Origin of the sequence: Paenibacillus glacialis, from assembly GCF_001637205.1 — a bacterium.
Lineage (GTDB): Bacteria > Bacillota > Bacilli > Paenibacillales > Paenibacillaceae > Paenibacillus_AQ > Paenibacillus_AQ glacialis.
In genome coordinates, this window is the sequence record NZ_LVJH01000003.1 from 296,479 (window position 1) to 321,755 (window position 25,277).

Consider the following 25,277-nt stretch of genomic DNA (forward strand, 5'->3'; position numbering starts at 1 on the left):
AGGGGACAATTAATGATGGAGAAGCATGAACGAGAGAGGCATTATTATGCATTATTACAAGAAAGAGCAGAGGGGTTAGATCCTCATCTTTCTCCACTAGCGAAGTTAGTGGCGGAGTTGGGGCAAATGGGGTATGTGCGTCAGGATGAAGAGTGTTTTTTGAAATGCCAAGAGATATTGTATTCACTTGCTGCGGGAAACAACGAGGGATTGTTCGAACCACTGGTGAAAGTTGTGAGGCAACTTACGAATGTGTACACGGGAGAAGTTTTTGATTATATTACTACTCATGCGACTGAATACCCTTATGGCACAGGATACGAAAGAAGACCTTTTCGTACATTGGAATGGAGCGCCCATATGGGTCAGGTGATAAGCAAGATGAGTTCGCTTTTATCCATGGATTGTCATGAATTCGCAATTATTGATTATTTGACGTTAGCAGACTATCCATTGAAGCAGAATTATCATTTGGCACAGACGATTAGTGACGTCATTGCTTTCGAGCTAGATCGTAACAATACAGAAGTCATTGCGGCACTTAAGGAAATTGTATATGGAGATAATCAAACGGCGTTACTCACCCATGGGATGATCAAAGGAATATTTATGAGTCACCAATCGGACTTGTATGTGATGATGGGTGAGCTATTAACGGCTGCACGATTGCAAGAGGGGCTTCGGCAATCCATTGTGGAACGAATGGACGAAGGGACGCTTGATGCGAATCTATACATGCTGAAGGTCATTATTGATCAAGGTTATATTCGCTATAGTTCTGTCGTGAGAGCGCTCGGCGTATGGACAGGAATGGGACTGGAATCAGCGAATCAACGTGTAGCAGGACAACTTATAGAGGGAGCATATCATGTTTTAAGTGATGAATCCGTTCGTGCGTCGTGGTTGTCTAGTGACAATGCGAACCACGTTTATTTAAGTTTATGGGCTACAGCAGTATATGAAGAACGTGATTTATTTAGTGGGATTAAGGACCTGATGGAGCGCGGTGCGCTGTATCAGAAGATCATTGCACAGTACGTACTCGCCAATAGTGAGAATAGAGATGTTCGTTATAGGATTGCTAGACAATACCTAGATGCTACGGACCCTGAATTACAGTATTGGATTCTATCCAACTATAGTTATGAGTACACACGTAATTGGCGAAGAGAGGAAGAGTATGGGCTTAGCATTACGATTGAGCGTATACCTCTGCTAGAGAACAAAGAAGAACGTCGACTTGAATTCGAACAACTCATGGGAATGTTCCTTGGCATGACTCACAAAGAGATATCCGCACCTTCCAAAGTGTTGGATTTTACGCATGTTCATTACACTCCGGACCTCCCTATTCGTAAGATGCTATACCTTACAGCGTATGATATGGACAGTGAATGGATCGCCGCAATCATTGCCTTGAAGGATCGATTAAGTACGGAGTTGCGTGGTGAGTTGTTGTCTTATTTCATGCAGAATATGGATCATTCGGCACAGCGTGAATTTATCTTCTCATCCCTATCAGATAAAAGCATGCTTAATCGCGAGAAGGCACTCGAGAAGGCGAAGAAATTGACGTTAACGGATGAAGAGTTGAAGTTAATTGAAGGATTGTTGAAGTTGAAGACAGGATCCTTACGTCAAAGTGCTATTGAGCTACTGTTGCGTCAGCCAGAGGGCAGTGTGATGGCCTCTCTAACTCGGTTACTGCAAGGTAAGAGTGAGTTACAGCGCTTGGCGGGGTTGGAGACGATTGTCGTGATTTTTGAGGATAGTGAACGAACGGAGCAGTATGAAGGCTTGAGTTCGCTGCCTCATTTAATTGAGAATCCCACACCTAAGGAACAGCAATTGATAGGAAGACTTAGTCAAAAGAATGAATATACAGCAGCGAATGGCTTCGGTCTATTCGATCCGAACACAATCGAACCTTGGCTTACAGAGACTCCAGTAATAGGAGAATTCGACTGGAAGAATATTTTCAGGTTATCGACTGAAGATGTGATTCTTTTCCTCTCTGGGCTGGAGCAAGAGATTCATAATCATCGTGATTATGAGTATGAGGTAGAGTATTACTCTGGTTATAAGGATACGCTGCTGCTCGGTGCAGATTTAAGAAGACTTCGTCCATTTCAAGATGAAGAGGAAGATACGGCAGAGCTAACGAAGTATCCGTTGCATGAGGTGTGGAGAGATTACTTAGAACGGAGTCATTTAGGGGCTACTGATTTAATGCAGATCTATTTCTATTCTATACTGGAACCTCTTGATCAGACACTGAACCAATATTATCGGTATTTCTCGGACGGTGAAATGGATTACACTGAGCTTGGGAAGCATACATTGCTCGAGGGTTGGCGTAAGGAGTTTGCAGAGCAGTTGTATCCTGTTGCTCAGATTCAAGAGATTAAAGATGCACTTAAAGGATTTAAGTATAGTAATCAAATCGGCAGCTTATTGTTTGCGTACTACATGGATAGTGATAAACGTTCAACCTTTGATTTGAGCGTAGGTGCTCTAAACACTGTGATGCGATTGATGCCTAAGGAGAAGGTGTCCAATGAATGGGGCATATTCAAGCTCTTAGTGAACCCGTGGTTCTCAATGGTCCGTAGTCGAATGTATGATGATGACAGCTTCAAGCGAGTGTTCCATACTTTCTATGCATTTAATATCATGAATCCGAAAGAAAACGATGACTCGGTACTTGATCTAGAGGATTACTTACGTGCTTTTGAAGTGGGAATGATCGGTACAGGAGAAGTATATCGGGAATTAGTAGGCAGTAAAGACAGTCGCAATCATATACGCAATATTACATCTAAACGATATGATTGGATAGATGCCAAGCCTGCGTTAGTTACGATTCGTCAGACCGCTGTAGAGAGAATTCTTGAGGTAGAGCTCGAACGTGGAGATCTAGCGACTGATGTTACACCGCTAGCGATGGGGTTGGAACGGATCGAGGGTATGGAGCATTTAATTCATATATTATCTGGCTTACAGCAGGAAACTTTCATTCGTGGTTATATCTATGGATATGGAGATAGCATCACGAAGAAGGAAACGTTCAGTCACCTACTTAAGATCAGTTATCCACGCGAAGGTGAAGATGATACATGTTTGAGAGAAATGCTTGAAGGTCATCATATTACGGAGAAAAGGCTACTAGAAGCAGCAATGTATGCTCCACAGTGGTTAGATATTGTAGCTAAATATCTAGATTGGGAAGGTCTGCGTAGTGCAGCTTGGTATTTCCATGCGCACATTAATGAAGGCTTCTCAGCTGAGAAGGAGACGGTTGTGGCCCACTATTCACCGATATCAGCACAAGACTTTAATGATGGTGCCTTCGATATCAGTTGGTTTAAAGAGGCTTATGATACGGTGGGAGAGAAGCGATTCGACTTATTGTACGATTGTGCTAAATATATTTCAGCTGGAGCTAACCACCGAAGATCACAGCTGTTCGCAGATGCGACACTGGGGAAACTAGATATTAAGGAAATACAGAAATCCGTTGAAGAGAAGCGGAATAAAGATCACTTGCTCTGTTATAGCCTTATTTCATTGCGTGAAGATCGAGAACAAGATATTCGTGAGCGGTATGAGTTCATTCAACAGTTTCTTATGCAGAGTAAGAAATTTGGTGCTCAGCGTCGGGCAAGTGAAGGCATGATCTCTCAGATAGCCCTTGGCAATTTGGCGAGAAATGCAGGGTATGGCGATGTCATTCGACTCATGTGGGATATGGAAGCGCGAAAGTTGGACGATATGCAATCCTTCTTCGAACCTCATAATCTTGATGAGGAGACGACAGTGAAGCTTCTTATTGATGACGAAGGAAAGTCAGAGATAGGCATTATGCGTAAAGGTAAAGAGTTGAAATCCGTTCCTGCAAAGTACAAGAAAGATGAATATATTACTGCTTTGAAAGAAATGAAGGTTGAACTAACAGATCAATACCGGAGAGCACGCAAGGAGCTTGAACGCTCGATGGAATCAGGGAATACATTTACGCTGCAAGAGTTGAAGGGGTTATCAGGTAATCCGGTCATCACGCCTCTATTGCGGACGTTAGTATTTAAATCGGGAGAGACTTTGGGATATTTCGATGCAGCTGCAGGCGGACTTATCGATCCAGCAGGTAAATTAGTTCTTATCGGAGACAAAGAGGAACTCCTCATTGCGCATCCTCTTCATTTATATAAAAGTGGTCACTGGAGTCAGTATCAGAAAGACCTGTTCGATCGTCAACTCCGTCAGCCATTCAAACAGGTATTCCGTGAGTTATACCTTCCCAATGCGGATGAACAGGCTAATGAAACCGTCTCTCGCAGATACGCTGGGCATCAAATTCAGCCGAGAAAGACAGTCTCCTTACTCAAAGGCCGGCAGTGGACAGTTAGTTATGAAGAGGGATTACAGAAGGTATACTATGCGGAGAATCTAATAGCGAATCTCTATGCGATGGCAGATTGGTTCTCTCCCTCGGAGAGTGAAGCACCTACGCTTGAGACGGTTCAATTCTTTGATCGCAATACCTATAAGAGCGTAGCCTTGGATAAAGTTCCACCGATACTGTTCTCAGAAGTGATGCGAGACGTAGATTTAGTCGTGAGCGTCGCGCATGTTGGAGGCGTTGATCCGGAAGCTAGTCTGACTACGATAGAGATGCGAAGCGTGATCGTCAGAGAATCACTTCGTCTCTTGAAGATTGATAACGTTCGTTTAGAAGGGAACTATGCTCGAATTGATGGTTCCTTGGGTGAGTATGGGGTACATTTGGGTAGCGGTATGGTTTACAGACAAGCTACAGGCGCTATGCATATCATTCCTGTACATTCACAGCATAGAGGCCGTATATTCTTACCCTTCATAGATGAAGATCCGAAGACGGCGGAAATTTTGTCCAAGATCGTGATGTTGGCTGAGGATAAGAAGATTAAAGATCCACAGATTCTAATGCAATTGCAATCATAAATGAGTTCTCAACGATACCTAAGAAAGAATATGGGCTGAATATACTATGATGAACAGGGAAGCCTCGGCATGTGCCGAGACTTCTTTTTTTGTGAGTATACAATGCCAACTGTAGAACAGGGACGGAAGTTAACTAAAGTCCATGTTGATTAATTTCATTATTTCACATAAAGAGGAGGTGATTGTGACGATCGAGAATATAATAAAATATATGTAAATATTTTTCGAAAGGAATCGTGTTGATGACCAATCTACTGTTAGTATTCTTTATTTTCTTGGGTTCTAGTTTCTATTTCAGTTTGGAGGCTGGAAACCCAGAGGTGACTATATGTATTGTGATAATGGCTATCGTGTGTCTCATATTTTTTATTTTATTTAAATATGATGAACGGCATACCAAGAGACTAAGGGAATGGATGAGAGATAATCACGATCAGATTAGGGATTCCGGCGCGACTTACAACGGGTTCCTCATAGATAATCAGACTGAATTCATTCGTTATGAGATATGCATTTCCCTTGGCATCATTAGTTATCGGAATTATACCAGCTATTATATTAAGGAATATCATCCAACACCGCTCATCGCGATACTATTTATTGGATTTACCCTCATCTTTGGATTATGGGCTGTTCCCAAAGGTCCCTTCAACACGTTTCTTGCGCTGAGTAATACCATTTTCGCCAAGCCCCACAATATATATGATGTTACTAGAGAGATTCGGTCTATGTAAGACCCTTAGCCAAAGCGTAACATTCAACTTGGAAATGAATTGTAAATAAATAGCTATTACGTTATACTTTATGTAGCAATTATATCGTCACGGGAGCTTGGTGGGACCAGGCTGAGAGGATAGTTATAACTATCGACCGTCAAACCTGATCTGGATAATGCCAGCGGAGGAAATGGAGTTTTATTTCTATTTGTCTACTCTAAGGCCGCATCTTACTCAGATGCGGCCTTTTCTAAATATAAGAAAGTATAAATTTTATCTTATACTTTCTTATATTTCTCGCTGAAATGGATACCGTCTTTATAAGGACGGCGAAGCCGTTTCTACTTGTTAGAGTAGACTGTACTCCGCTTGATCAAATCACCTTTACTTAGGAGGAAATGAGATGACAAGCGAAATGAAGAAGAAACCAATCAATTTATCGGCTTTTCCAGCAAGTCAAAAAGTATATGTAAAGGGTTCACGTCCAGACATTCAGGTACCAATGAGGGAAATTACACTTAGTCCAACTTCGGGCGTACATGGAGAAGAGGAGAATACACCGATCCATGTCTATGATACAAGTGGCGCTTACACGGATGCTGACATTCAAACCGATATCCGACAGGGTTTGGAACCTAACCGTTTACGGTGGATCGAGGAACGAGGAGATGCAGAAGCGTACGAAGGAAGAACTGTGAAACCTGAAGATAACGGCTACGCTAACGGTAAAACTGCGGCGGAAGTGTTTCCAGCGCTCCAAAGGAAACCTCTACGAGCGAAGAGAGAACAAAATGTCACTCAAATGCATTATGCACGTAAGGGCATCATCACAGCGGAGATGGAATACGTCGCTATACGCGAGAATGTGACACCGGAATTTGTAAGAGATGAAGTAGCTCGTGGTCGCGCAATCATCCCAGCGAACATCAATCACCCTGAGAGCGAACCTATGATTATTGGGCGAAATTTCTTAGTTAAGATCAATGCCAACATTGGAAACTCCGCTGTATCCTCTTCCATAGAGGAAGAAGTGGAGAAGATGAGATGGGCGACACGTTGGGGCGCAGACAACATTATGGATCTATCCACGGGTAAAAACATTCACACGACACGCGAGTGGATCGTTCGCAATTCTCCTGTGCCTATTGGTACGGTACCAATTTATCAAGCACTGGAAAAAGTGAATGGCAAAGCGGAGGATTTAACGTGGGAAGTTTACCGTGATACACTCATCGAGCAAGCAGAACAAGGCGTTGATTATTTCACCATTCATGCGGGCGTTCTACTTCGTTATATTCCGATGACAGCAGAGCGAATGACAGGCATTGTTTCAAGAGGTGGCTCGATTATGGCCGCATGGTGTCTTGCACATCATCAAGAGAACTTTCTGTATACACATTTTGAAGACATATGTGAGATCATGAAAATGTATGATGTCTCTTTTTCCCTAGGGGATGGCTTACGTCCTGGTTCGATTGCTGATGCTAATGATGAAGCACAATTTGCTGAATTAGAGACGTTAGGTGAATTAACGGCAATTGCTTGGAGTCATGATGTTCAAGTGATGGTCGAAGGGCCGGGACATGTACCTATGCATTTGATAAAAGAGAACATGGATAAGCAACTTGAAATTTGTAATGAGGCGCCATTTTATACATTAGGTCCACTTACGACAGATATCGCACCAGGTTATGACCATATTACCTCTGCCATTGGTGCAGCGATGATCGGTTGGTTCGGCACAGCAATGTTATGTTATGTCACTCCGAAGGAGCATCTTGGTCTACCGAACAAGGAAGATGTACGAGAAGGGGTAATCACTTATAAAATAGCGGCTCATGCCGCCGACTTGGCAAAAGGACATAAGGGTGCACAAGATCGAGATAACGCTCTCTCGAAAGCTCGTTTCGAGTTTCGTTGGCGGGATCAATTTCATTTGTCATTGGATCCTGAACGAGCTCTCGAATATCATGATGAGACACTGCCCGCTGAAGGAGCTAAGACGGCTCACTTCTGTTCCATGTGCGGACCGAAATTTTGTAGTATGAGGATTTCTCACGATATTAGAGATTCTACGAGAGCTTTACAGCTAGAGGAACGGGAAACAATAGAGGCAGGAATGCTTGAGAAAGCAGAAGAATTTAAAAAAGGCGGTAACGTCATTTATAAATAGATAAGGCTCAAGCGAACTGGAGACGGTCAATAACTTCTCCGCTGGAATTATCCAGAATTAGGATTAACGATGGATAGACCCGAAGATAGACACTGTGAAACCATGTGTCCGTCTTTCGGGTCTATTACATTTATGATGCGAATATATGCAATGGCAAGTTCTACTTCTTTATTACACTGGAGTATTCAAATTTGGATCATGAACAACCTTATGCGAAGCACGTGGCTTGCCGTTGAGTGAGAGATAAGTCCACATCCTAAGAAGTCTCTCGATTGGGCCGTTCTTAAATCGTCGTAGTAGCAGGCTCGTTAGTACAGCTTGCACAGTATATATGAGCAAGGCCAATAGAAAGCCGTTCACAATGCCGATTTGTCCGAACCAACCTAGCCCATAACCATAAAATAAGGTCGTACAAATGACGGTTTGCATCAAATAGTTCGTCATCGACATGCGACCGACCGCTTCAAACGCTGATACGAGCACCGATCTCTTCGATAAGTGCGATAACACCAGTGCTAGCGCAAAAATATATCCAAGTGCGAGAAGCTGCCCTCCCGCTGTAAGAAATACGCCGCTCCAAGCGGATTCTGGTTGGAGTTCCGCTATGCTCTTAAACGTTAGACCAAGCGGCAGAAGGATTGCCGTCGCCCACACGTATCTACGTCTTTCTCGCCGTGGATTGTGAAACCATTGTTTGTTTGCCGCGGCAATCCCGAACAAGAACATCGGAAGCAGAAAGAGCGGTGCAATAAACATTACGATGATGATAGCGCCTGATGGCAAATCAAGCGGATCCTCATTAAAACGAAACTTAGCAATCTCTTGATAGGTCCCCCCACCATAGACTTCCATAGATGTTGCAACATACTCCTGCATCCGCGTCTCTTCTTTAACTGTCTTCTTCTCGATACCATAGCTTAGACCCGCCATCAATATGCTCAGTATGATTCCCCATATGATTAGCGTCTTAGGCTTTCTCTTAACGAATAGCAGCAAAGTGAAACCCATTACCCCGTAGGCTAATAAAATGTCACCCTCCCATAACAAAAAGCTGTGCATCAAGCCTAATGCGATAAGCATGAGGAAGCGTCGAGATAACGCCCACCCGGGCTTTAAGTTACGCTTCACCAAGCTTCCCCGAAGCTTATATAAGCTATAGCCAAACAGGAACATAAAGATCGGCATAAAGCTTCCTTCAACTATAATTTTCAATACATGATGCGATATCGTGTCCATACTTGTAGGGTTAAATTGCTGTAGTTCCCCTTGTCCGAACATCCCATACTGGAAAATGAGCATATTTGCAATAAGTATACCAAGTAAGCAGAAGCCGCGAATCGCATCTATAACGCGAATGCGGTTTCCTGTGTCTATTTGATTCATCTTTACCATCACCTCTCTTACAAATCATAATCAATCAAGCTGAACAGCTAAGGAACAGAACCATAACATGAACTTAATTTTTTCTAACTTTGTTCAACAGATGTTAAGGTTTATATGCTAGCATTACATCAGGTGATGAAGAATGAATATGAATAAAATAGTTATCGTTGATGATGAACCTTCTATTGTAAAAATGCTGCAACTTGTGCTCCAAAAGGAAGGATTTCACCAACTATATACAGCTGGAACCTGCCAAGAAGCACTCGATACGATTGCTCGTAACGGAGCCGACATCGTTCTGCTGGATGTTATGCTACCGGACGGTAGTGGTTTTGAATTATGCTCGCAAATCCGTCAATTAGGCAATCCACATATTTTATTTTTGACTGCCAAAGTGTCTGATCTGGACGTTCTGACTGGATTCGCGATGGGTGGCGATGATTACATTACGAAGCCGTTTAATCCGCTTGAGATAGCCGCTCGTATTAAGGCGCGTCTACGGCGCATTGATGAAATTGGTAAACCTGCGGCAAGAAGCAATACTGTGGCACAAACCGTGTATAGCTATGGCCGCTTTCAATTAAATGAAGCTGCAGGGGAGCTACTTGTGGATGGTGCTGTTGTTACCTGTCCAGCTCAAGTGTTCCAGCTGCTACTGTATTTCTGCAAAAATCCCGGCATTGTCTTCTCTAAAGCGCAACTATATGAAGCCGTGTGGGGGATCGACGGACTTGGAGATGATAATACGGTGATGGTCCATATTCGCCGCATTCGCGAACGGATTGAGCATGATCCGAGTTTGCCTACCCATCTGCTGACTATCCGCGGACTAGGCTATAAGCTGGTTAAGGAGCCGATCAACGTATGAAGATACAGCGCAGGATGGCTTTCCATTTTACATACCAACTCATTGTGTACTCGATTCTCGTCTTCATCTCGATGACGATACTCTTCCTCGTCTTGATTAATAAAATCACAAATGAAGAGCTTAAACGTAACCTTCCCGTGGCTGCGCTTGATTCCGTCATAAGTGAAACTTACTACCAGAATGATACGCTTAAGTTCCCCTCGTATTGGAGTAAGTTCATTAAGGAAAAAAACATGTGGTTACAGGTCCTCGGATCTAAAGGGGACGTCATTTATGAAGTGAATACGGATTCAGATCAACCTACAGCTTATTCAGTCACTCAGCTGCTAACGCTTCAAGAAACGGGGAAATACAATCATTACTTCGTTAATATGAAGCTGGATAACTCGTATGAATCGCCTCTATTATTCCTACTCGGATTTGAGAATCCTCGTCAGGAGCAGCTCGCGCTGTGGTATGACAGCTATCAAGAGAACGGAATCGTTGCCGAAGGTTATAAGGAAACACTACTCAAAGAATTACAGGAGACAAACAGTTACTTAACGATCGTCAATCTGGAGGGTGAAAGTATTCAAACGATTGGCAAACCCTCATCCTCTATGGATAGCTACGAGCCACTGGAGATCTTATCGATGAAGCAGGCCCCTGGAAATTTCGATACGAATGTGGTCGTTTATCAATCAGATAAGAATGCAATGACATGGATCGTTCATACCCCCAATCAACCAGGAAGTTTCAACGATCAGCCTATTTTGAAAGAGTTCATTAATATCTTCATTTGGGTAGGTGGCTCGATCCTCGTGTTGTCACTCGCCATTTCAATCTGGCACGGCTATCGCTACGCTCAGCCCCTTATTCTGTTTACAGGCTGGTTCGAGCGAATGGGTAAAGGACTCTATGCGGAAGTGCTCACGCCGAAGGATCGTCGCAGGGTGTTTCGTAAAAATGGCAAGCTCCGTATCCGTTATCGTCTATATCGAGAGGTCATTCAATCCTTCTATCAAATGGCCGAGCAGCTCGCGCAAACGGAGAAAGATCGCTTTCAATTAGAGAAGACCCGTGAGGAATGGATGAGTGGTATTTCGCATGACCTACGAACGCCTCTATCGACTATACAGGGTTATGGCTACATTTTGGAAAGCTCGCCAGCGGTTTGGAGTCAAGAGGAACTTCAGGAGATGGGCAAGATGATTCGCGAGAAGGGTGACTACATGCTGGACCTGATCACCGACTTTTCACATATTTACCAATTAAAACAAGGTGCTATATTCATGGATCAGCATGATATCGAGCTTGGTGAGCTAACGCGTAGATCAGTTCTAAAATATGTGAATGACGTGACACTTGCAAATGTGGAATTTCAATACGAGGGCGATGATCAGTCCGTGCCAGTTATCGGCAACGAAAAATGGCTACAGCGACTTATGGATAATCTGCTATCTAATGCGGTGAAGCATAACTCTTCGGGTGTAACCATTACTGTAGTGTGCGGTATGTTAAATGATGAAGCCTTTATTCAAGTGTCAGACAATGGCCGCGGTATGGACGAGGAGACGATGGGCAAGCTCTTCGAACGCTATTACCGTGGGACGAACACGGAAGAGACAACCGCCGGATCTGGTCTTGGTATGAGCATAGCCAAAATGATCGTCGAAGCTCATCTCGGGCGGATTGAAATACGCTCTACGATTGGCAGAGGCACGACTATTTTTGTATATCTTCCAACTAAATGAGCTTAACAAAAGGGTATGGATAATGAGAAAATTAATTGTTTGTTATATGCTGACGAAAACGGGATATGGTCTGAAAAATGTCCATGAACGTATTAAATTGTACTATGGAGAACCGTATGGGATTACGATTGAAAGCGAAATGAATGTAAGCACAAAGATATGTATTGATATTTCTAAACAGATGTAGGGAAAGATCCACATGACATTAACAATTCATCATGTTAATGCAATGGGGGTCTTTTTCTGTTGATAAAGATATCCTTTTAATTCTTGAATTATGAAGTGATTTCCACATTATTTCTACACATTTATAGGGTAAAGTAGTAATCATTCGTGAGAAGAAATATTAAATTTGGGGGAATTATGATGAAAAAGAGAGTAATCTTAGGCACTTTAACGTTACTTCTAAGTGTTGCCTTAACCGGCTGTCAATTAGGTGATAACGCTTCTACAGCTAAATCTGATCAAGTAAATAACAGCGCAGTCGCACTACCTTGGATAGCTACCAAAAATACGACACGTGTGAATACATCTGATCCCATTGAGGCGGCAGTTGTGGTCTCCCGTACGCTTTGGACAGCTCAAGGTGAGAACAATAGACCTTCGAGTGTTGTGCTAACAGATGTGAGTAATTGGCAGATTGCAGCAGCAAGTGCCGATTTAATCCATCATCCTAACAATGGCCCTATTCTTTATATCAATAAAGAGGGAGTTCCTACGGAAACCCTAAATGAACTGAAACGTTTGGATCCTAAGGGCGCTGAAGGAAATAATGGAATACAAGTGGTGCTAGTTGGTCCGATTGCTTCTAATGTGGAAGAACAATTAGGTTCTTTGAATCTAAAGGTAGATAGAATTGAAGGTGATGAGCCTGCGGCTGTGGCGCAAGCGATTGATTCCTATTATGGAAAGGCAGCTGGGGAACTACCCCAATCGGTTATTATTGGATCGATGGATGATTCTGAGTATACGCTCCCTGCTGTAAATTGGATAGCGCATATGCCTGAGCCATTGCTCTATGTAACCAAAAGTGAAATTCCTAAGCCAACAATGGATGCACTACAACAACGGAATGGAAAAGCCTCGATTTATGTACTAGGTCCTGAATCCGTGATATCGGCAAAAGTGGAGAATGAACTAAGAACATACGGATCGGTAACTCGTATTTCTGGTAATGATCCATATGAGAATGCCATTGCTTTTGCACAGTTCAAGGATTCAACGAATCAATTCGGGTGGGGAATAACGGAGCCTGGCCATAATTTATCCTTTTTGACGAAGGACTCTACGATGTTAGCTATTGCGGCAGCACCATTCTCTCATTTGGGGAAACATGCACCACTGATATTTACAGATACAAAGGGGATGCCGAATTCTGTTATGGCTTATACGATGTCTCTTCAGCCTAAATTTCAAAACTCGCCAGCAGAAGGACCTTACAATCATGCCTGGTTGACTGGCGATAGCAACACGATTTCTGATGGTGCGCAAAGTGAAATTGATGATATGTTGGAAATCACATCTGCTTCTGGAGAAAATACTCATTCTGGCCATTAAGATTGCTCGGTTCTTTACAGAATAGAAATCAACAAGGACTTCGTAGCTTACTCAAGCTCACGAGGTTTTTGTTATGTACTCTTATTCGACAAAGAGTCCTATATTATAGATAAATCTACCATATTGAGGTAAAATGAGAATTGATAGTTTCTCATCTACTATATTTAGATTATTCATAGAATAGGAGACTGACCATGAAACGATTTGCTCAAATATTATTATGTTCTATCATCGCCGTAGGTGGCATGGCTGCTTTAAGTACCAGCACAAGTGAAGCAGCACCCAATCAATCCGGTAAGGTAAGTATTATGTTGGATGAATATCAACTTCCATTTCCGGTACAGCCAACGGTTAAGGATGGGACAACGATGGTTCCGTTTCGGGCCATATCTGAAGCACTTGGTGTTAAGGTTGTGTGGAATCAGGCTAAACAGGAAATTACAGCATCTAAGTCGGGTGCAGCTGGTACCAAACAAGTCGTACTCACGATGGGAAGTAAGAATGCGGTAGTTGATGGTAGGATCGTAAAATTGATAGCCTCTCCGCAAACGGTAAACGGTAACACGTTGATCCCTTTAAGCTTTTTTAGTACTCAGTTTGGAGCAGTCGTCGCGTGGGATCAAGTGACAAAGACGGTATCCATTACATCGCCGAAAGAGGACATATATACAATGGGGTTTTATGCGTTGTCTTCATTTGACGAACGATCTATGATTCCTTCCTTTGATTCTGTTGCGTTTGGCTGGAGCCGAATTGATAAAGAGGGTCAGTTTACCACGGAGGGTAAGGAATATAGATGGCCGCAGGCAGCTGGAACTGTTACACCAGAATCCATTATTCAAGAAACGAACGAGCAGGGGACGACACCTTATCTGATGGTGTATTCGGTTGATGGAGGCTTGGAGCTTACCAAAAACTTAGAAGATAAGGAACTTCAGAACAAGACTATCACTTCCATCGTGGATACCGCTTCACAAAAAGGCTTTAAAGGGATCGTGCTCGATCTAGAGGGTCTGGGTTGGAGCGGCGACAAAGCCAAAGCACGTTCGGACTACAACGCATTTATTAAGAACTTATCATTAAAGGCAGATCAAGTAGGTCTTAAGCTCAGCATCGTCCTTCATCCTTTGAACAGTGCATATTCGGGCTATGATTATAAGACGCTTGCGAGCCTCGCTGATGACTTGATTATTATGGGATATGCTTATGAGGATGAGAAAAGTCCAGAACCACTTGCGAAGGTAGATGAGGCTATTCTTTTGGCATTAAAGGAAGTCGGTAAAGATAAGTTGATTCTAGGTATATCTCTGGCTAGTGAGAACGAGCAATCGGTGAATGCCAAGATTGGACTTGCCAAACGTTATGGGCTTAAAGGAATTGCGATCTGGCGAATTGGGATTATAGGGCAGGCAGCCTGGAATGAGATGAATACATCAGTCTTCTAGTAGAGAGACATTCGATATATTCATAGACCTAAGTAATTTCCTTGGTGTTATTTAGGGGAATCGCTTAGGTCATATTTATGTAGCGCTTCCATCGAGAAATTGTAGTTTGATCTGCATTCTCTAATCTAAAGACATAGAACTGCAACTACATTTTTTATCGATTTATTCCGATATGAATGTAGATATATGTTTTTTACTTCGAGAGAAAGGAGTAGGAATTATGTTCAAACGTGTAGAAAGTAAAGGGGAGTTAGATCGGTTTAATAACATTTGGACAACCGTTTGGTTGGAAAAAGGATTTGATCTTGATTTTACCGAACAGGTCTTGGAACGGTTTGTAATCGTTACGGAGGAGGGTGACTATATAGGTACCTCCGAAATTAAGCCTTACAGTATTCACAATAGTGTGATCAATCAGACGGCGCCCTTTGCGGATCATCCAAAACTTATACATGCAGAAGGAGCGGTAGCTGAGATTGATAAGATTGCGGTGCTTAATCAATATCGAGGTCATAATATTGCAGATCTCCTATCAGGATCTATTCTATATGGAGAAGAAAAGAAAATACGATATTATGTGGCTATGATGGAGCCTGTATTTCTACGAGCCCTCCGTATTACGTTCCAAGTACCCTTCGAGAAGGTTGGAGGCAAAGTGTTTTATAAGGGTGATTATGTCGTACCCGTTATTATTGATTTAGAGGAAATGTATAATAATAAAAAACAGTATCCATGGATTACTTGTCCACAAGAGACAAGTCAAACACGGGAAACAATCAAATAAGCTTACAGTAAAGGAAGAGATATTCATGGATGTATCAACGCTTTCAGAACTAAATAAACGTAATCGGTTGTTCATTAAGATCTTGTGGGGAATGCTTGCACTTGGTATCGTTACGGATTTCGCCATTGGGCTAGATATTCAAATGATTCTAATGTTAGCAGGTTTGGGGTCAGTTGCATGTGGTATTGCGACTTTTATGACCTATCGTCAAATTGGAGTTCCATACATAAAATATTTTGTAGCGAGTATAATCACTTTAATCGTACTCTTTCTAATTGTCTCAGATCCTAAGCCTATTATTAGTACATATTTTTTAGTCTATGTTAATTTAGCATTAATGACGCTATATCAAGATCATAAGCCTATTATATTTAATGGAATTCTAGGTGCAGCTGTAAGTACATATCTGTTCATGGTCCCTTCATTACGAGAACAGTTGTTTCCTAGTGAATCCTTAGTCTATATCTACTTGTATCTTGCATTTGCTACAGCTGCGCTTGCCTTCTCAGCTAAATTTAGTAAAAAATTGCAGCAACAGGTGGTAAAAGAGCAAGAGGAGACGCTTGTGGCTAAGAATACGGCGGATGCGTTACTTGAAAAGTTGAAAGGTTCTATCTTGATGCTGAACGAATTTAGTGAAAGACAACAAGAGAATGTTCGTGTTACAGGTAACATTTCTAAGGAAGTGACTCATACCTTCTCAGAAATGGCGGTAGCTATTGAGAGACAGACGGGCAACGTCATGAATGTAAGCGAGACGACTCACATCATCAAGGATGATGTGAAAGAGTTATTAGACGGAACGACACAATTGCAACAATATTCCGTGGATAATGCGGCTTTGACCGAGCAGAGTAGTACACAGATGGAAATCTTATCTTCAGAAGTAGAAAGTGTAAGACAGATTATCGTTCATACCGTGGAGATCATGGAGCTTCTGAACAAGGAGAATGAACGTGTTAGCTCTATTGTTGGAACCATTAGCGATATTTCTGAACAGACGAATCTACTTGCACTTAATGCAGCTATTGAAGCAGCTCGTGCTGGTGAGCACGGTCAAGGGTTCGCAGTCGTATCGAATGAAGTTCGTAAGCTTGCGACAAGTTCACGTAATGCTGCGAATGAAATTGATGGGATTCTGTCTGGCATACGCAGTCAAATAAATGCAGTCGATGTTCAGGTTCAACGTGGTCAGACGGCAGTGACAGAGAGCAGTAAGGTGTCGCAGGAGGTTCGACAGCTCATTTCGAGTATTAATGAGAACGCGGATCGAGTGAAGGTGCATTCTAACATTGTCGGTAATTCTGCGAACCGCCTTCATGAACGACAGTTGGGCATATCAGATGATATAACTAATATTGCCGCTACGACGCAGCAGAACATGGCAGCTGTGGAAGAAGTGTATGGAAGCATGGAAACACAGGATCACAAAATAGGTACTATCGTGGAAGATTACATTAAGTTGGATCAATTGATATCAGAATTGAAACAACTGGTCTCCACGCATTAACATAGTCATAAGAATATGAAAGAGCCCTACTAGACCATTGATTCGTCTAGCAGGGCTCTTTGTTATGCTATTAATAGTTTATAACATGAATATCAATATGAATGCACTTAAGAGAAAGCAATACCACGAGAAGTACTTCAATTGACCACGCTCCATAATGCCCATGAACCATTTCATAGAGAAGTAGGAAGTAACAAGTGAGCATATGAAGGCTAGTGTGTAGGGAAGAGCTAATGTGCCTATTAGAGGGTCATGGATAAGGTTAGATCCTTCAAGAATCATACTGCCGACACTTATAGGGATATATAGAAAGAATGAGAATTTGAGAGCAGTTGATTGCTTGAGTCCGAGTCCCATACCCGCTACAATCGTAGCTCCAGATCGACTGATTCCAGGAATCAAGGCAACGGTCTGCGCAAGTCCAATGATGATAGCATCTTTCAATTTGAGTCCTGCTTCATTCTTACGCCCGCGTAGATTACGTATCAACCATAGCGCAATACCAGTAATAAAGAGTGAAATAGCGATGGTCAGCATTCCTTTAAAGACATTAGAGATGAGATCATTGAACAGAAATCCGACCAGCCCTGCAGGGATGGTTGCAATAATGAGATAAAGGATGAAGTGGAAATCTTTTTTGTATTGTTCTTCTTTTTTGATTAGGAATAAATATCCGTGTTTAATTAACTGTATTAAATCTTTCTTGTATATAAGTAGAATGGCTAACAGTGAAGCGAAATTGACGAGCACCTCAAACCCTAACCCTTCAATTTCTAATCCGAAAAGATTTTGCACAATGATAACATGAGCACTGGAGGATACAGGAATAGGTTCAGTAATACCTTGTACTAAGCCTAAGAAGGCATATTTCAGCAAATTTATGAAATCATTCATAGTTGTATAACACCTCGTTATTGAAGATTGTGAAGAAATAGCATGCCGTGGACATAACGGCGTGAGAGAGACTGGAAGCAGGATGTGTGAACAGATGTTAAGGCTACATGGATGGCGGTTTGTAACGTTTCTTTGTGTTCGGCTGAGAGATCTGTTGTGTGCGCGACATGCTCTTTGGCTGCCACAGTAATCATCTGATCCCATTTATGGACGAAGTCTGAGCGTGCATCTATGCAATTGCGGTAACGTTCATCAAGTTCCTCAAATAATTTAGCATAGGAGGAATAGAAATCAAGGGGTTGAATCAGTTCAAATACAATGTGACAGAACTTACGGATCGTGTCGTAATCCAATGTTGATCTAAGATCTTCAATGATGAAGAATAGAGCAACTTGTTGTAACGAATACTTCTTACCTTCTTCAGCATGACCAATGAAATCTTTGAAATCTCGTTTAACCCAATTTTGAATAGAAGTAATGGAGAAATGAGTGTATTCAATTTGCGATCCTAAGGACACAATATCATGAAGAGAAAAAGAGGGATGAGCATCTGACTTAATCATTTTCTCTATAATGGATGGAAATGAAGTTGAGATGAAGGCAGACATGGATGTACCTTGTGCCAATTCTCGTTCGTGGTTTTCTCTCCAGATGTCTTGTATGACGGTTCGTGGGGAGCTTGTTGCATCAACTTGTAGAGAAAGTAACAAGCAAGACATAGCTTTACGAGTAAATGTTAGAGTTTCCATAGCGACACCTTTCTATAATGAATAGTTCATCCGAACTTATCATAAAATGATTATGCGGTTGTGTCAAAACGATATACTGAAAGAGATTGTCCTCTGGTGTTTCGTTAATGAGCGGAAATAGTCGAATTTCACCTTGTATTCGCTTTATAGCCGTTTGATAACCTAGAGTGGGACATTATATAATTAGTTCATAAGAACTGTTTGATTGAACGGTTCAACAATCACGAAGAAGGAGCTTGATATGGTACTGAATTTATTTTTGGTGGCTGTACTGATTATACTTACCGCGTTTTTCGTTGCTACGGAGTTTGCGATCATTAAAATTCGTCCTAGTAGAGTAAATCAAATGGTTATGGAAGGTAAGAAGAACGCGCTGGCAGTTCAGAAGGTTACAAGTAATTTGGATGGATATTTATCAGCCTGTCAGCTTGGTATTACAATTACTGCTCTGGGACTGGGTTGGTTGGGTGAACCTACAGTAGAGAAGATATTATTCCCATTGTTCGAACAACTTGGCATTGGCCAAAGCACAGGACATATTCTTGCCTTTATTATTGCGTTCGTGTCGATAACGTTCCTTCATGTCGTGTTAGGTGAACTAGCTCCAAAGACGCTCGCGATTCAAAAGGCAGAACAAATCGCAGTTCTTACTGCTCCTATTATTATTGTTTTTAATAAAGTTATGTATCCCTTCATATGGTTATTAAATGGTTCAGCGAATGCTTTCGTAAGAATGTTCGGTATTATGCCAGCAAGCGAGCATGACGAGGCTCATTCAGAGGAAGAGATTCAAATCATTTTATCTGAGAGCTATGAGAGCGGGAAAATCAACAAAACAGAATATGGATATGTGAGTCGGATCTTTGCATTTGATGATTTATTAGCAAGAGAGATCATGGTCCCTCGTACAGATATGGTGTGTTTAGATGTAAATCAAACACTTGAAGAGAATATAGCTATTGTAAAATCAGAACAATACACTCGCTTTTTGGTTACCAAGGGGAGTAAAGATAATATCATTGGTTTCGTAAATACAAAAAAGTTTTTCTTGAAATACGATAGTAGCAATCCTGATTTTGATTTTAATACGTTGATTCAACCTGTTATGACCGTGCCGGAAAGTTTACCTGTTAAATCACTCTTGTTGAAGATGCAGGATCAACATGTACACATTGCTCTTTTGTTAGATGAGTATGGTGGGACATCAGGATTAGTTACGATCGAAGATATATTGGAGGAAATTGTCGGTGAGATCCGTGATGAATTTGATATAGATGAGAAGAAGCCTATCGAAAAAATAGAGGATCATCGTTACCTAGTTGAAGGTAACACTTCTATTGATGATATTAACTTGCAGCTCGGAGTGAATATTGAACATGAAGATGTTGATTCCATTGGGGGTTGGTTGTATAGTCGACAACCGGAACTTCCCAAAGGTATTGCTTGGCAATCTAACGAACTGACGTTCATTATTCGAGAAAAAGATAAAAATCGTATTCGTAAAATTGAGATTATTCGTGAGAATGTCGAAAAAGAAGAAAGCGAACTATAAGGAAATGGGGAGCTATTTAGGCTCCTCATTTTGGCTACGATACCAGATGTGTTCGGACCTCATTTAGAAGGCAATGTTGTTTTGCGTAAGATTTTGAGATAGCGTAGAGCCCTATGGATCAGTGAGTTGATCTGGAGGGTTCTTTTTTTTGCAAATTATAACACTATAAGTATCCAAATGAATTCTTAATTGGTATTATAAGGGTGTGTTAGGTGTGCGCAAAAAAAAGCTATGAGGGGATTATAATATGAATTGGATCATATACATGATTATAGGATGTGAAATTGCCTTTTGGGTATTCATCTTACTCGGTTTAACATGTAGATATATTTTGAAGTTGGAGAAGTTAGGAATTCTATTATTAGTATGCACACCGGTTACTGATCTTATCTTATTAATTGTGACAGGCGTTGATTTATATAATGGTACGATAGCGACTACGGCTCATGCGCTTGCAGCTGTATACATTGGTGTGTCTATTGGATTTGGTAAAAGCATGATTGCGTGGGTAGATATACGGTTTAAATATTACGTCACGAAACAAGGTGTAGCGCCTAATAAATTAACAGGAATGGAACATGCAAAGCACTATTCAAAAGGATTTGTGAGGCACATGGTAGCCTATGTCATAGGATGTGGTCTTATTATGGGCATGGTTTATATTATTAATGATCCAGCTCGCACAGAGGCACTAAGTAATATGATGAAGACTTGGAGTATCATCCTAGGTGTGGATCTGATGATTACAGCTAGTTATTTCATTTCGCCTCGTAAGGAGAAACGCAAACGTTAGGTATTTCTCTATAAATGTATAGTAAATACGCTACTTAGCCGAATATAAGCTAGGTAGCGTATTTTTGTTTGAGCGTGACATCATGAATGCGATAGAGTCTATGTGTGATATAAGACTACGCCTTTTTTCTACTTCTTCGAATCCAAAAATACAATGCAGTAACGATAGCAACGGCGATGATTGCATAAGCGACATTGGAATACACATCCATATACTCGACGACTTTCTCCCAATTGTCTCCAACAGCGGCACCCACCAATACAAGAGCGATATTCCATATTACACTGCCGGCTATTGTGAAGAGTAGAAATAGCCCGAATTTCATTTTAGCCATGCCTGCTGGGATTGAAATAAGACTGCGAATTAAAGGAATCATCCGGCAAAAGAACACCGTCCAATATCCGTAGCGCTCGAACCAGGCATCTGCTTTGTGGATGTCTTCTTTCTTTACACGGAGGTATCGTCCAAAGCGGTCGATGATAGCTTCTAATCTATCTACATTAAGTAGATAACCAATACCATATAGAATAATGGCACCAACCGTAGATCCGAGTGTTGCTACCGCAATGACGCCAGTAACCGTCAAATCAGAATGGGTTGTCATAAACCCCCCGAAGGTAAGAATGACTTCAGATGGAATCGGAGGGAATATGTTTTCTAACGCGATAAGTAGAAATATCCCCCAATATCCGTATTGTTCCATGAAACTCGTAATCCAATTTTCCATGTGGAAGATCCTCCAAGTAATTGATAGCTAGTTTTCAATAGTATAACTGAAATATTCATAATCTGAAAATTTGGGTGTAATCATAAGGGAGTGAATTGCTTTTATTCCGGTCCTATGACATAATGAAACGTTAGCTCATGTTTAAATATTGGGCTTTTTTGCAATAAACTTCATGGAGGTAAACAATATAGTGGAGCGTTATCCTTTTGAGCATGATCCTACCAAGTCTTTTATTTCGCAAGTTGGCGATTGGGTGGCAGATGTATTCTATGAACTATTACCAGAAGCGGGCTTCGAAGTTCGCGATGAACAAATATATATGGCGTTCCAATTGGAACGTGCTTTTGCAGATAAGAAGGCGATCTTTGCAGAGGCAGGAGTTGGGACCGGGAAGACGTTGGTGTATTTGTTATACGCCATTTGTTATGCGAGATATACTCGGAAACCAGCTATTATCGCTTGTGCGGATGAGTCACTGATTGAGCAATTGGTAAAGCCAGAAGGGGATATTGCCAAGTTGGCTCAGCACCTGAGCTTAGCCATTGACGCACGTTTGGGGAAATCTCCAGATCAATATGTATGTCTAGTGAAGTTAGACGAAGCTAGATTTAAGGACGAGCAAGGGGCACAATGGGAGGATTTGTACGAGAACCTACCTGAATTTGTTCATAGCCCTCGGCCTATGCAGACGTTCTATGCATACGGTGATCGTAAGAACTATCCACATCTAAATGATGAACAATGGCACAAGATTAACTGGGATTCCTTTCAGGATTGCTTCACGTGTGACAGACGACATCGTTGTGGACAGACACTATCCAGAGAATATTATCGTCATTCGTCGGACTTAGTGATATGCTCACACGATTACTATATGGAACATGTATGGACGTTCGAGGGGAGAAAACGTGAGGGACAACTTCCGCTCTTACCTGATCATTGTGCGGTCGTATTTGATGAAGGACATTTGTTAGAGTCAGCCGCGATGAAAGCACTTGGATACAAAATGAAGCATGTCATATTTGAAGAGTTGATTTTACGCTTGCTACAGGGAGAAGTGCGTGAAGCACTTGCTGTGCTTATTGATGAGGCGATTGATCAATCTGAAATCATGTTTCATTTATTGGAAAAGAATAGTGAGAGCATCCTGGGTTCAGATCGGAAGCAGATTCATTTGAATGATACATTACTACAGGCGGTCCACCGTTTCCGAAGTATTCTGACGGCTATCGAGGAAGAGCTTGTATTTGAAAGTGAGCTATACACGTTAGATGACTATCAACTACGGATTGTGGAAGAACATATTGAGATGATGCAGAAGGCACTAAGCCTCTTTGAGAAATCTGAGGCTTTGATATGTTGGGTGACGGATAGTGAAGATGGACTAACGTTGTCGATCATGCCAAGGGCTGTTAAGGAAGTATTGCAAGAACGCGTATTCAATACGAATATGCCGATTGTGTTCTCTTCTGCAACGCTCTCTGTTGATGGATCGTTTCATTATGTTGCAGATAGTCTAGGACTGGACAATTATTTGTCCTTCTCGGTGAATTCGCCGTATGATTATCCGAATCAGATGCAAGCTTTTGCACCGAAATTAGCTCACGGGACTTTTGCTGAGAAGTTGGAGATTGCAGGCCAACTGCTGGAACGCACGAATGGAAGGGCTCTAATCCTATTCCGTACGCATGAAGAGTTACAACAGTTCAAACAGCAGATTACGCTAGATCCAAGGTGCGCGGACATGCCATTTTATTATGAAGGCGATCAGGAGATTAGTTATCTCATTTCAGCATTTCAAAGGAATGAAGCAAGCGTTCTATGTGCGGTAAGTCTATGGGAGGGACTGGATGTACCTGGCCCATCATTATCGAACGTGATCATATGGTCGCTCCCATTTCCTCCAAACGATCCTGTATTTATGGCGAAGCGTAATGCATCGGTTGCTCCTTTTGAAGAGGTAGATCTACCACATATGCTATTACGTCTAAGACAAGGTATGGGTCGTCTGATTCGATCTCGTGGAGACCAAGGGATTATTGCTATTCTTTGCGAAGAATTACAGCAGAAGGCTTCCGTACGAGAGCATGTTCTGTCTGTGATGCCGGAAGGTGTTACGCTACAAGAGACGTTATAGATAAATTATAAAGTATGATCATAGCAGTAGACTTACAGTAAAAGACCTTAATTCATCAGAAATGATGGATTAAGGTCTCTTTTTGCATATGTAGGTCGTAGATCGTTAAGGATTCGAAGTAGAAGGAATAAGCTAATATTAATAATCTGAAGAAGCAGCGAAAATAAAAATGACAACGAGAAAGGCAATAAGAAGGGCATAAATTACAGTGCCGACAATGCCGCATACAAGACCGGCTATGGCCAGACCGCGTCCTTCCTCATTTTTATATTTAAGCTCTTTGAGAGAGATACTTGCTAAGATCATAGCAATGATTCCGAAAAGAAGACCGATGTACGGAGTAGCAACAGATAATATGCCAAGTACGAGTGCAGCGATGGATTTTCCGTTCGTTTTTGCAGGTGGCATAGGTGGTGGATAGTTATTATAGGGTGCATTTAAATCGTTGGAATATTGATTCATAGGGTGAATCCTCCTCTTGTGGTGTTATGACAGCTATAAGTATATCTAAATATCCCTATAATTACCACGAATTACTTATGGAGTTGGGTTTTCCTTTGGAAGTCCATTATGGGGCTGTAATCGTACCTAGAATAGTCAAGCCTTACTCTGTGTATCTTTAATAGCGAAGAAGAAGGGGCGATCTATTGTCATGTCAACGGGGGCAATAGCCACCTCTTCTTGTGAATATTCACTTAAATAATGTAAAATCACGACATGCTTCAACTTGTATGGCAGGTGTTCAACACTCGATAGCAACGAATGATTAGATAATTTATCAACGACGTGATGTGAGAAATCATAGGTCATAGTTTGTTCATATTCTTCAGCTTTTTTTGTTATCCTGAGATGCGTCCATCTCTTTCTACGATAAGCAAGAATCTGTCGCATCACGAGACCCATTAACCAAGGGGGAAAGGGTCTGTTTATGTCGAATTGTGGAAGAGACCTGTGCACTTGAATGTAAATCTCTTGAACGACATCGTCTACATCAGATGGATCTCCAATGAGGAAATGAACGGTTTTGTAAACATCCTGAATGGTTATTTCGTACAACTCACTGTAGGCTTCACGGCTGCCGGCTAGCGTGAGTGCAATGAGCTTAGTATATTGTTGTGGATTGTTCATCCGCCATTCCCCCTTTGGTCTTACACTATATATTGGTGAGGTTGAAAGATTTCGTTCGAATTATTTATGAAGGAGTAAGCGTGAATGAGTTGTTTGAGGGAGATTTCTCATTGAATTAAAAAAAATATAAAGGGCGTCTCTCAGTCAT

Annotated in this window: 19 protein-coding genes and 1 riboswitch; of the genes, 13 read left to right on the forward strand and 6 right to left on the reverse strand. The window is 41.7% G+C overall.

Annotated features, from left to right (window positions below; translation table 11 throughout):
• Positions 1-15: 15 nt before the first annotated feature.
• The 3 genes from PGLA_RS04200 (at position 16) to thiC (ending at position 7,869) form a co-directional block, all read left to right on the forward strand.
• A complete protein-coding gene (locus PGLA_RS04200; RefSeq protein ID WP_084410739.1) occupies positions 16-4,980 on the forward strand; it encodes a DUF4132 domain-containing protein in 4,965 nt (1,654 codons plus the stop codon).
• 242 nt (positions 4,981-5,222) lie between these two features.
• Positions 5,223-5,714 (forward strand): hypothetical protein, encoded by a 492-nt coding sequence (locus tag PGLA_RS04205; RefSeq protein WP_068529155.1) that lies wholly within the window; start codon positions 5,223-5,225, stop codon positions 5,712-5,714.
• A 79-nt stretch (positions 5,715-5,793) separates the two neighbouring features.
• Positions 5,794-5,903, forward strand: a riboswitch (TPP riboswitch).
• Positions 5,904-6,099: 196 nt separating this feature from the next.
• Positions 6,100-7,869 carry a phosphomethylpyrimidine synthase ThiC gene (gene thiC / locus PGLA_RS04210; RefSeq protein ID WP_145939468.1) on the forward strand — a complete coding sequence of 590 codons (1,770 nt, stop codon included), beginning with the start codon at positions 6,100-6,102 and terminating at the stop codon, positions 7,867-7,869.
• A 171-nt stretch (positions 7,870-8,040) separates the two neighbouring features.
• Here the strand turns inward: thiC and PGLA_RS04215 are convergent, their stop codons facing one another.
• On the reverse strand, positions 8,041-9,252 hold the full coding sequence (locus PGLA_RS04215; RefSeq protein WP_145939469.1) for a DUF418 domain-containing protein: 1,212 nt from the start codon (positions 9,250-9,252) through the stop codon (positions 8,041-8,043).
• 142 nt (positions 9,253-9,394) lie between these two features.
• Between PGLA_RS04215 and PGLA_RS04220 the strand changes: the two genes are divergently transcribed.
• The 7 genes from PGLA_RS04220 to PGLA_RS04245 all read left to right on the forward strand — a co-directional run bounded on the left by PGLA_RS04220 (position 9,395) and on the right by PGLA_RS04245 (position 17,149).
• Positions 9,395-10,120 carry a response regulator transcription factor gene (locus PGLA_RS04220; RefSeq protein ID WP_068529161.1) on the forward strand — a complete coding sequence of 242 codons (726 nt, stop codon included), beginning with the start codon at positions 9,395-9,397 and terminating at the stop codon, positions 10,118-10,120.
• Positions 10,117-11,853: a sensor histidine kinase gene (locus tag PGLA_RS04225; RefSeq protein ID WP_068529164.1), complete on the forward strand. Its 1,737-nt coding sequence runs from the start codon at positions 10,117-10,119 to the stop codon at positions 11,851-11,853. The genes PGLA_RS04220 and PGLA_RS04225 overlap by 4 nt, the downstream gene beginning before the upstream one ends.
• A 46-nt stretch (positions 11,854-11,899) precedes the next feature.
• Positions 11,900-12,040, forward strand: a complete 141-nt coding sequence (locus PGLA_RS27840) for a sensor histidine kinase (protein WP_211269497.1) — start codon at positions 11,900-11,902, stop codon at positions 12,038-12,040.
• A 176-nt stretch (positions 12,041-12,216) separates the two neighbouring features.
• Positions 12,217-13,410 carry a cell wall-binding repeat-containing protein gene (locus tag PGLA_RS04230; RefSeq protein WP_245699698.1) on the forward strand — a complete coding sequence of 398 codons (1,194 nt, stop codon included), beginning with the start codon at positions 12,217-12,219 and terminating at the stop codon, positions 13,408-13,410.
• Between the two features lie 245 nt (positions 13,411-13,655).
• Positions 13,656-14,855, forward strand: coding sequence for a stalk domain-containing protein (locus tag PGLA_RS04235; RefSeq protein ID WP_425415338.1), 1,200 nt, complete (start codon positions 13,656-13,658; stop codon positions 14,853-14,855).
• Between the two features lie 220 nt (positions 14,856-15,075).
• Complete coding sequence (locus tag PGLA_RS04240) at positions 15,076-15,639, forward strand: hypothetical protein (RefSeq protein ID WP_068529172.1); 564 nt, start codon at positions 15,076-15,078, stop codon at positions 15,637-15,639.
• A 25-nt stretch (positions 15,640-15,664) separates the two neighbouring features.
• A complete protein-coding gene (locus PGLA_RS04245) occupies positions 15,665-17,149 on the forward strand; it encodes a methyl-accepting chemotaxis protein (RefSeq protein ID WP_068529174.1) in 1,485 nt (494 codons plus the stop codon).
• A gap of 78 nt (positions 17,150-17,227) precedes the next feature.
• Here the strand turns inward: PGLA_RS04245 and PGLA_RS04250 are convergent, their stop codons facing one another.
• Both PGLA_RS04250 and PGLA_RS04255 read right to left on the reverse strand, forming a co-directional pair.
• Positions 17,228-18,043: an undecaprenyl-diphosphate phosphatase gene (locus PGLA_RS04250; protein ID WP_068529177.1), complete on the reverse strand. Its 816-nt coding sequence runs from the start codon at positions 18,041-18,043 to the stop codon at positions 17,228-17,230.
• Positions 18,044-18,060: 17 nt separating this feature from the next.
• Positions 18,061-18,792: a DUF1836 domain-containing protein gene (locus PGLA_RS04255; RefSeq protein WP_068529180.1), complete on the reverse strand. Its 732-nt coding sequence runs from the start codon at positions 18,790-18,792 to the stop codon at positions 18,061-18,063.
• 241 nt (positions 18,793-19,033) lie between these two features.
• On the opposite strand from PGLA_RS04255, the gene PGLA_RS04260 reads away from it, so the two are divergent.
• Positions 19,034-20,344, forward strand: coding sequence for a hemolysin family protein (locus tag PGLA_RS04260; RefSeq protein WP_068529183.1), 1,311 nt, complete (start codon positions 19,034-19,036; stop codon positions 20,342-20,344).
• 247 nt (positions 20,345-20,591) lie between these two features.
• Positions 20,592-21,137 carry a hypothetical protein gene (locus tag PGLA_RS04265; protein WP_068529186.1) on the forward strand — a complete coding sequence of 182 codons (546 nt, stop codon included), beginning with the start codon at positions 20,592-20,594 and terminating at the stop codon, positions 21,135-21,137.
• Between the two features lie 115 nt (positions 21,138-21,252).
• Here the strand turns inward: PGLA_RS04265 and PGLA_RS04270 are convergent, their stop codons facing one another.
• Positions 21,253-21,864, reverse strand: coding sequence for a DedA family protein (locus PGLA_RS04270; protein ID WP_068529189.1), 612 nt, complete (start codon positions 21,862-21,864; stop codon positions 21,253-21,255).
• A gap of 190 nt (positions 21,865-22,054) precedes the next feature.
• Here PGLA_RS04270 and PGLA_RS04275 point away from each other — a divergent pair, with 190 nt between their 5' ends.
• The gene (locus PGLA_RS04275; RefSeq protein WP_068529192.1) at positions 22,055-24,001 is read left to right on the forward strand and encodes an ATP-dependent DNA helicase; all 1,947 of its coding nucleotides are present in this window, start codon (positions 22,055-22,057) and stop codon (positions 23,999-24,001) included.
• Between the two features lie 138 nt (positions 24,002-24,139).
• Here the strand turns inward: PGLA_RS04275 and PGLA_RS04280 are convergent, their stop codons facing one another.
• Positions 24,140-24,463 carry a DUF4190 domain-containing protein gene (locus PGLA_RS04280; protein ID WP_068529194.1) on the reverse strand — a complete coding sequence of 108 codons (324 nt, stop codon included), beginning with the start codon at positions 24,461-24,463 and terminating at the stop codon, positions 24,140-24,142.
• Between the two features lie 135 nt (positions 24,464-24,598).
• Positions 24,599-25,129 carry a sigma-70 family RNA polymerase sigma factor gene (locus PGLA_RS04285; RefSeq protein ID WP_068529198.1) on the reverse strand — a complete coding sequence of 177 codons (531 nt, stop codon included), beginning with the start codon at positions 25,127-25,129 and terminating at the stop codon, positions 24,599-24,601.
• Between the last annotated feature and the right edge of the window lie 148 nt (positions 25,130-25,277).

Bases quoted from the DNA above. Each gene is read 5' to 3' on its own strand.
- PGLA_RS04200 (WP_084410739.1), top strand. From the start codon at position 16: ATGGAGAAGCATGAACGAGAGAGGCATTATTATGCATTATTACAAGAA.
- PGLA_RS04205 (WP_068529155.1), top strand. From the start codon at position 5,223: ATGACCAATCTACTGTTAGTATTCTTTATTTTCTTGGGTTCTAGTTTC.
- thiC (WP_145939468.1), top strand. From the start codon at position 6,100: ATGACAAGCGAAATGAAGAAGAAACCAATCAATTTATCGGCTTTTCCA.
- PGLA_RS04215 (WP_145939469.1), bottom strand. From the start codon at position 9,252: ATGAATCAAATAGACACAGGAAACCGCATTCGCGTTATAGATGCGATT.
- PGLA_RS04220 (WP_068529161.1), top strand. From the start codon at position 9,395: ATGAATATGAATAAAATAGTTATCGTTGATGATGAACCTTCTATTGTA.
- PGLA_RS04225 (WP_068529164.1), top strand. From the start codon at position 10,117: ATGAAGATACAGCGCAGGATGGCTTTCCATTTTACATACCAACTCATT.
- PGLA_RS27840 (WP_211269497.1), top strand. From the start codon at position 11,900: ATGCTGACGAAAACGGGATATGGTCTGAAAAATGTCCATGAACGTATT.
- PGLA_RS04230 (WP_245699698.1), top strand. From the start codon at position 12,217: ATGATGAAAAAGAGAGTAATCTTAGGCACTTTAACGTTACTTCTAAGT.
- PGLA_RS04235 (WP_425415338.1), top strand. From the start codon at position 13,656: ATGGCTGCTTTAAGTACCAGCACAAGTGAAGCAGCACCCAATCAATCC.
- PGLA_RS04240 (WP_068529172.1), top strand. From the start codon at position 15,076: ATGTTCAAACGTGTAGAAAGTAAAGGGGAGTTAGATCGGTTTAATAAC.
- PGLA_RS04245 (WP_068529174.1), top strand. From the start codon at position 15,665: ATGGATGTATCAACGCTTTCAGAACTAAATAAACGTAATCGGTTGTTC.
- PGLA_RS04250 (WP_068529177.1), bottom strand. From the start codon at position 18,043: ATGAATGATTTCATAAATTTGCTGAAATATGCCTTCTTAGGCTTAGTA.
- PGLA_RS04255 (WP_068529180.1), bottom strand. From the start codon at position 18,792: ATGGAAACTCTAACATTTACTCGTAAAGCTATGTCTTGCTTGTTACTT.
- PGLA_RS04260 (WP_068529183.1), top strand. From the start codon at position 19,034: ATGGTACTGAATTTATTTTTGGTGGCTGTACTGATTATACTTACCGCG.
- PGLA_RS04265 (WP_068529186.1), top strand. From the start codon at position 20,592: ATGAATTGGATCATATACATGATTATAGGATGTGAAATTGCCTTTTGG.
- PGLA_RS04270 (WP_068529189.1), bottom strand. From the start codon at position 21,864: ATGGAAAATTGGATTACGAGTTTCATGGAACAATACGGATATTGGGGG.
- PGLA_RS04280 (WP_068529194.1), bottom strand. From the start codon at position 24,463: ATGAATCAATATTCCAACGATTTAAATGCACCCTATAATAACTATCCA.
- PGLA_RS04285 (WP_068529198.1), bottom strand. From the start codon at position 25,129: ATGAACAATCCACAACAATATACTAAGCTCATTGCACTCACGCTAGCC.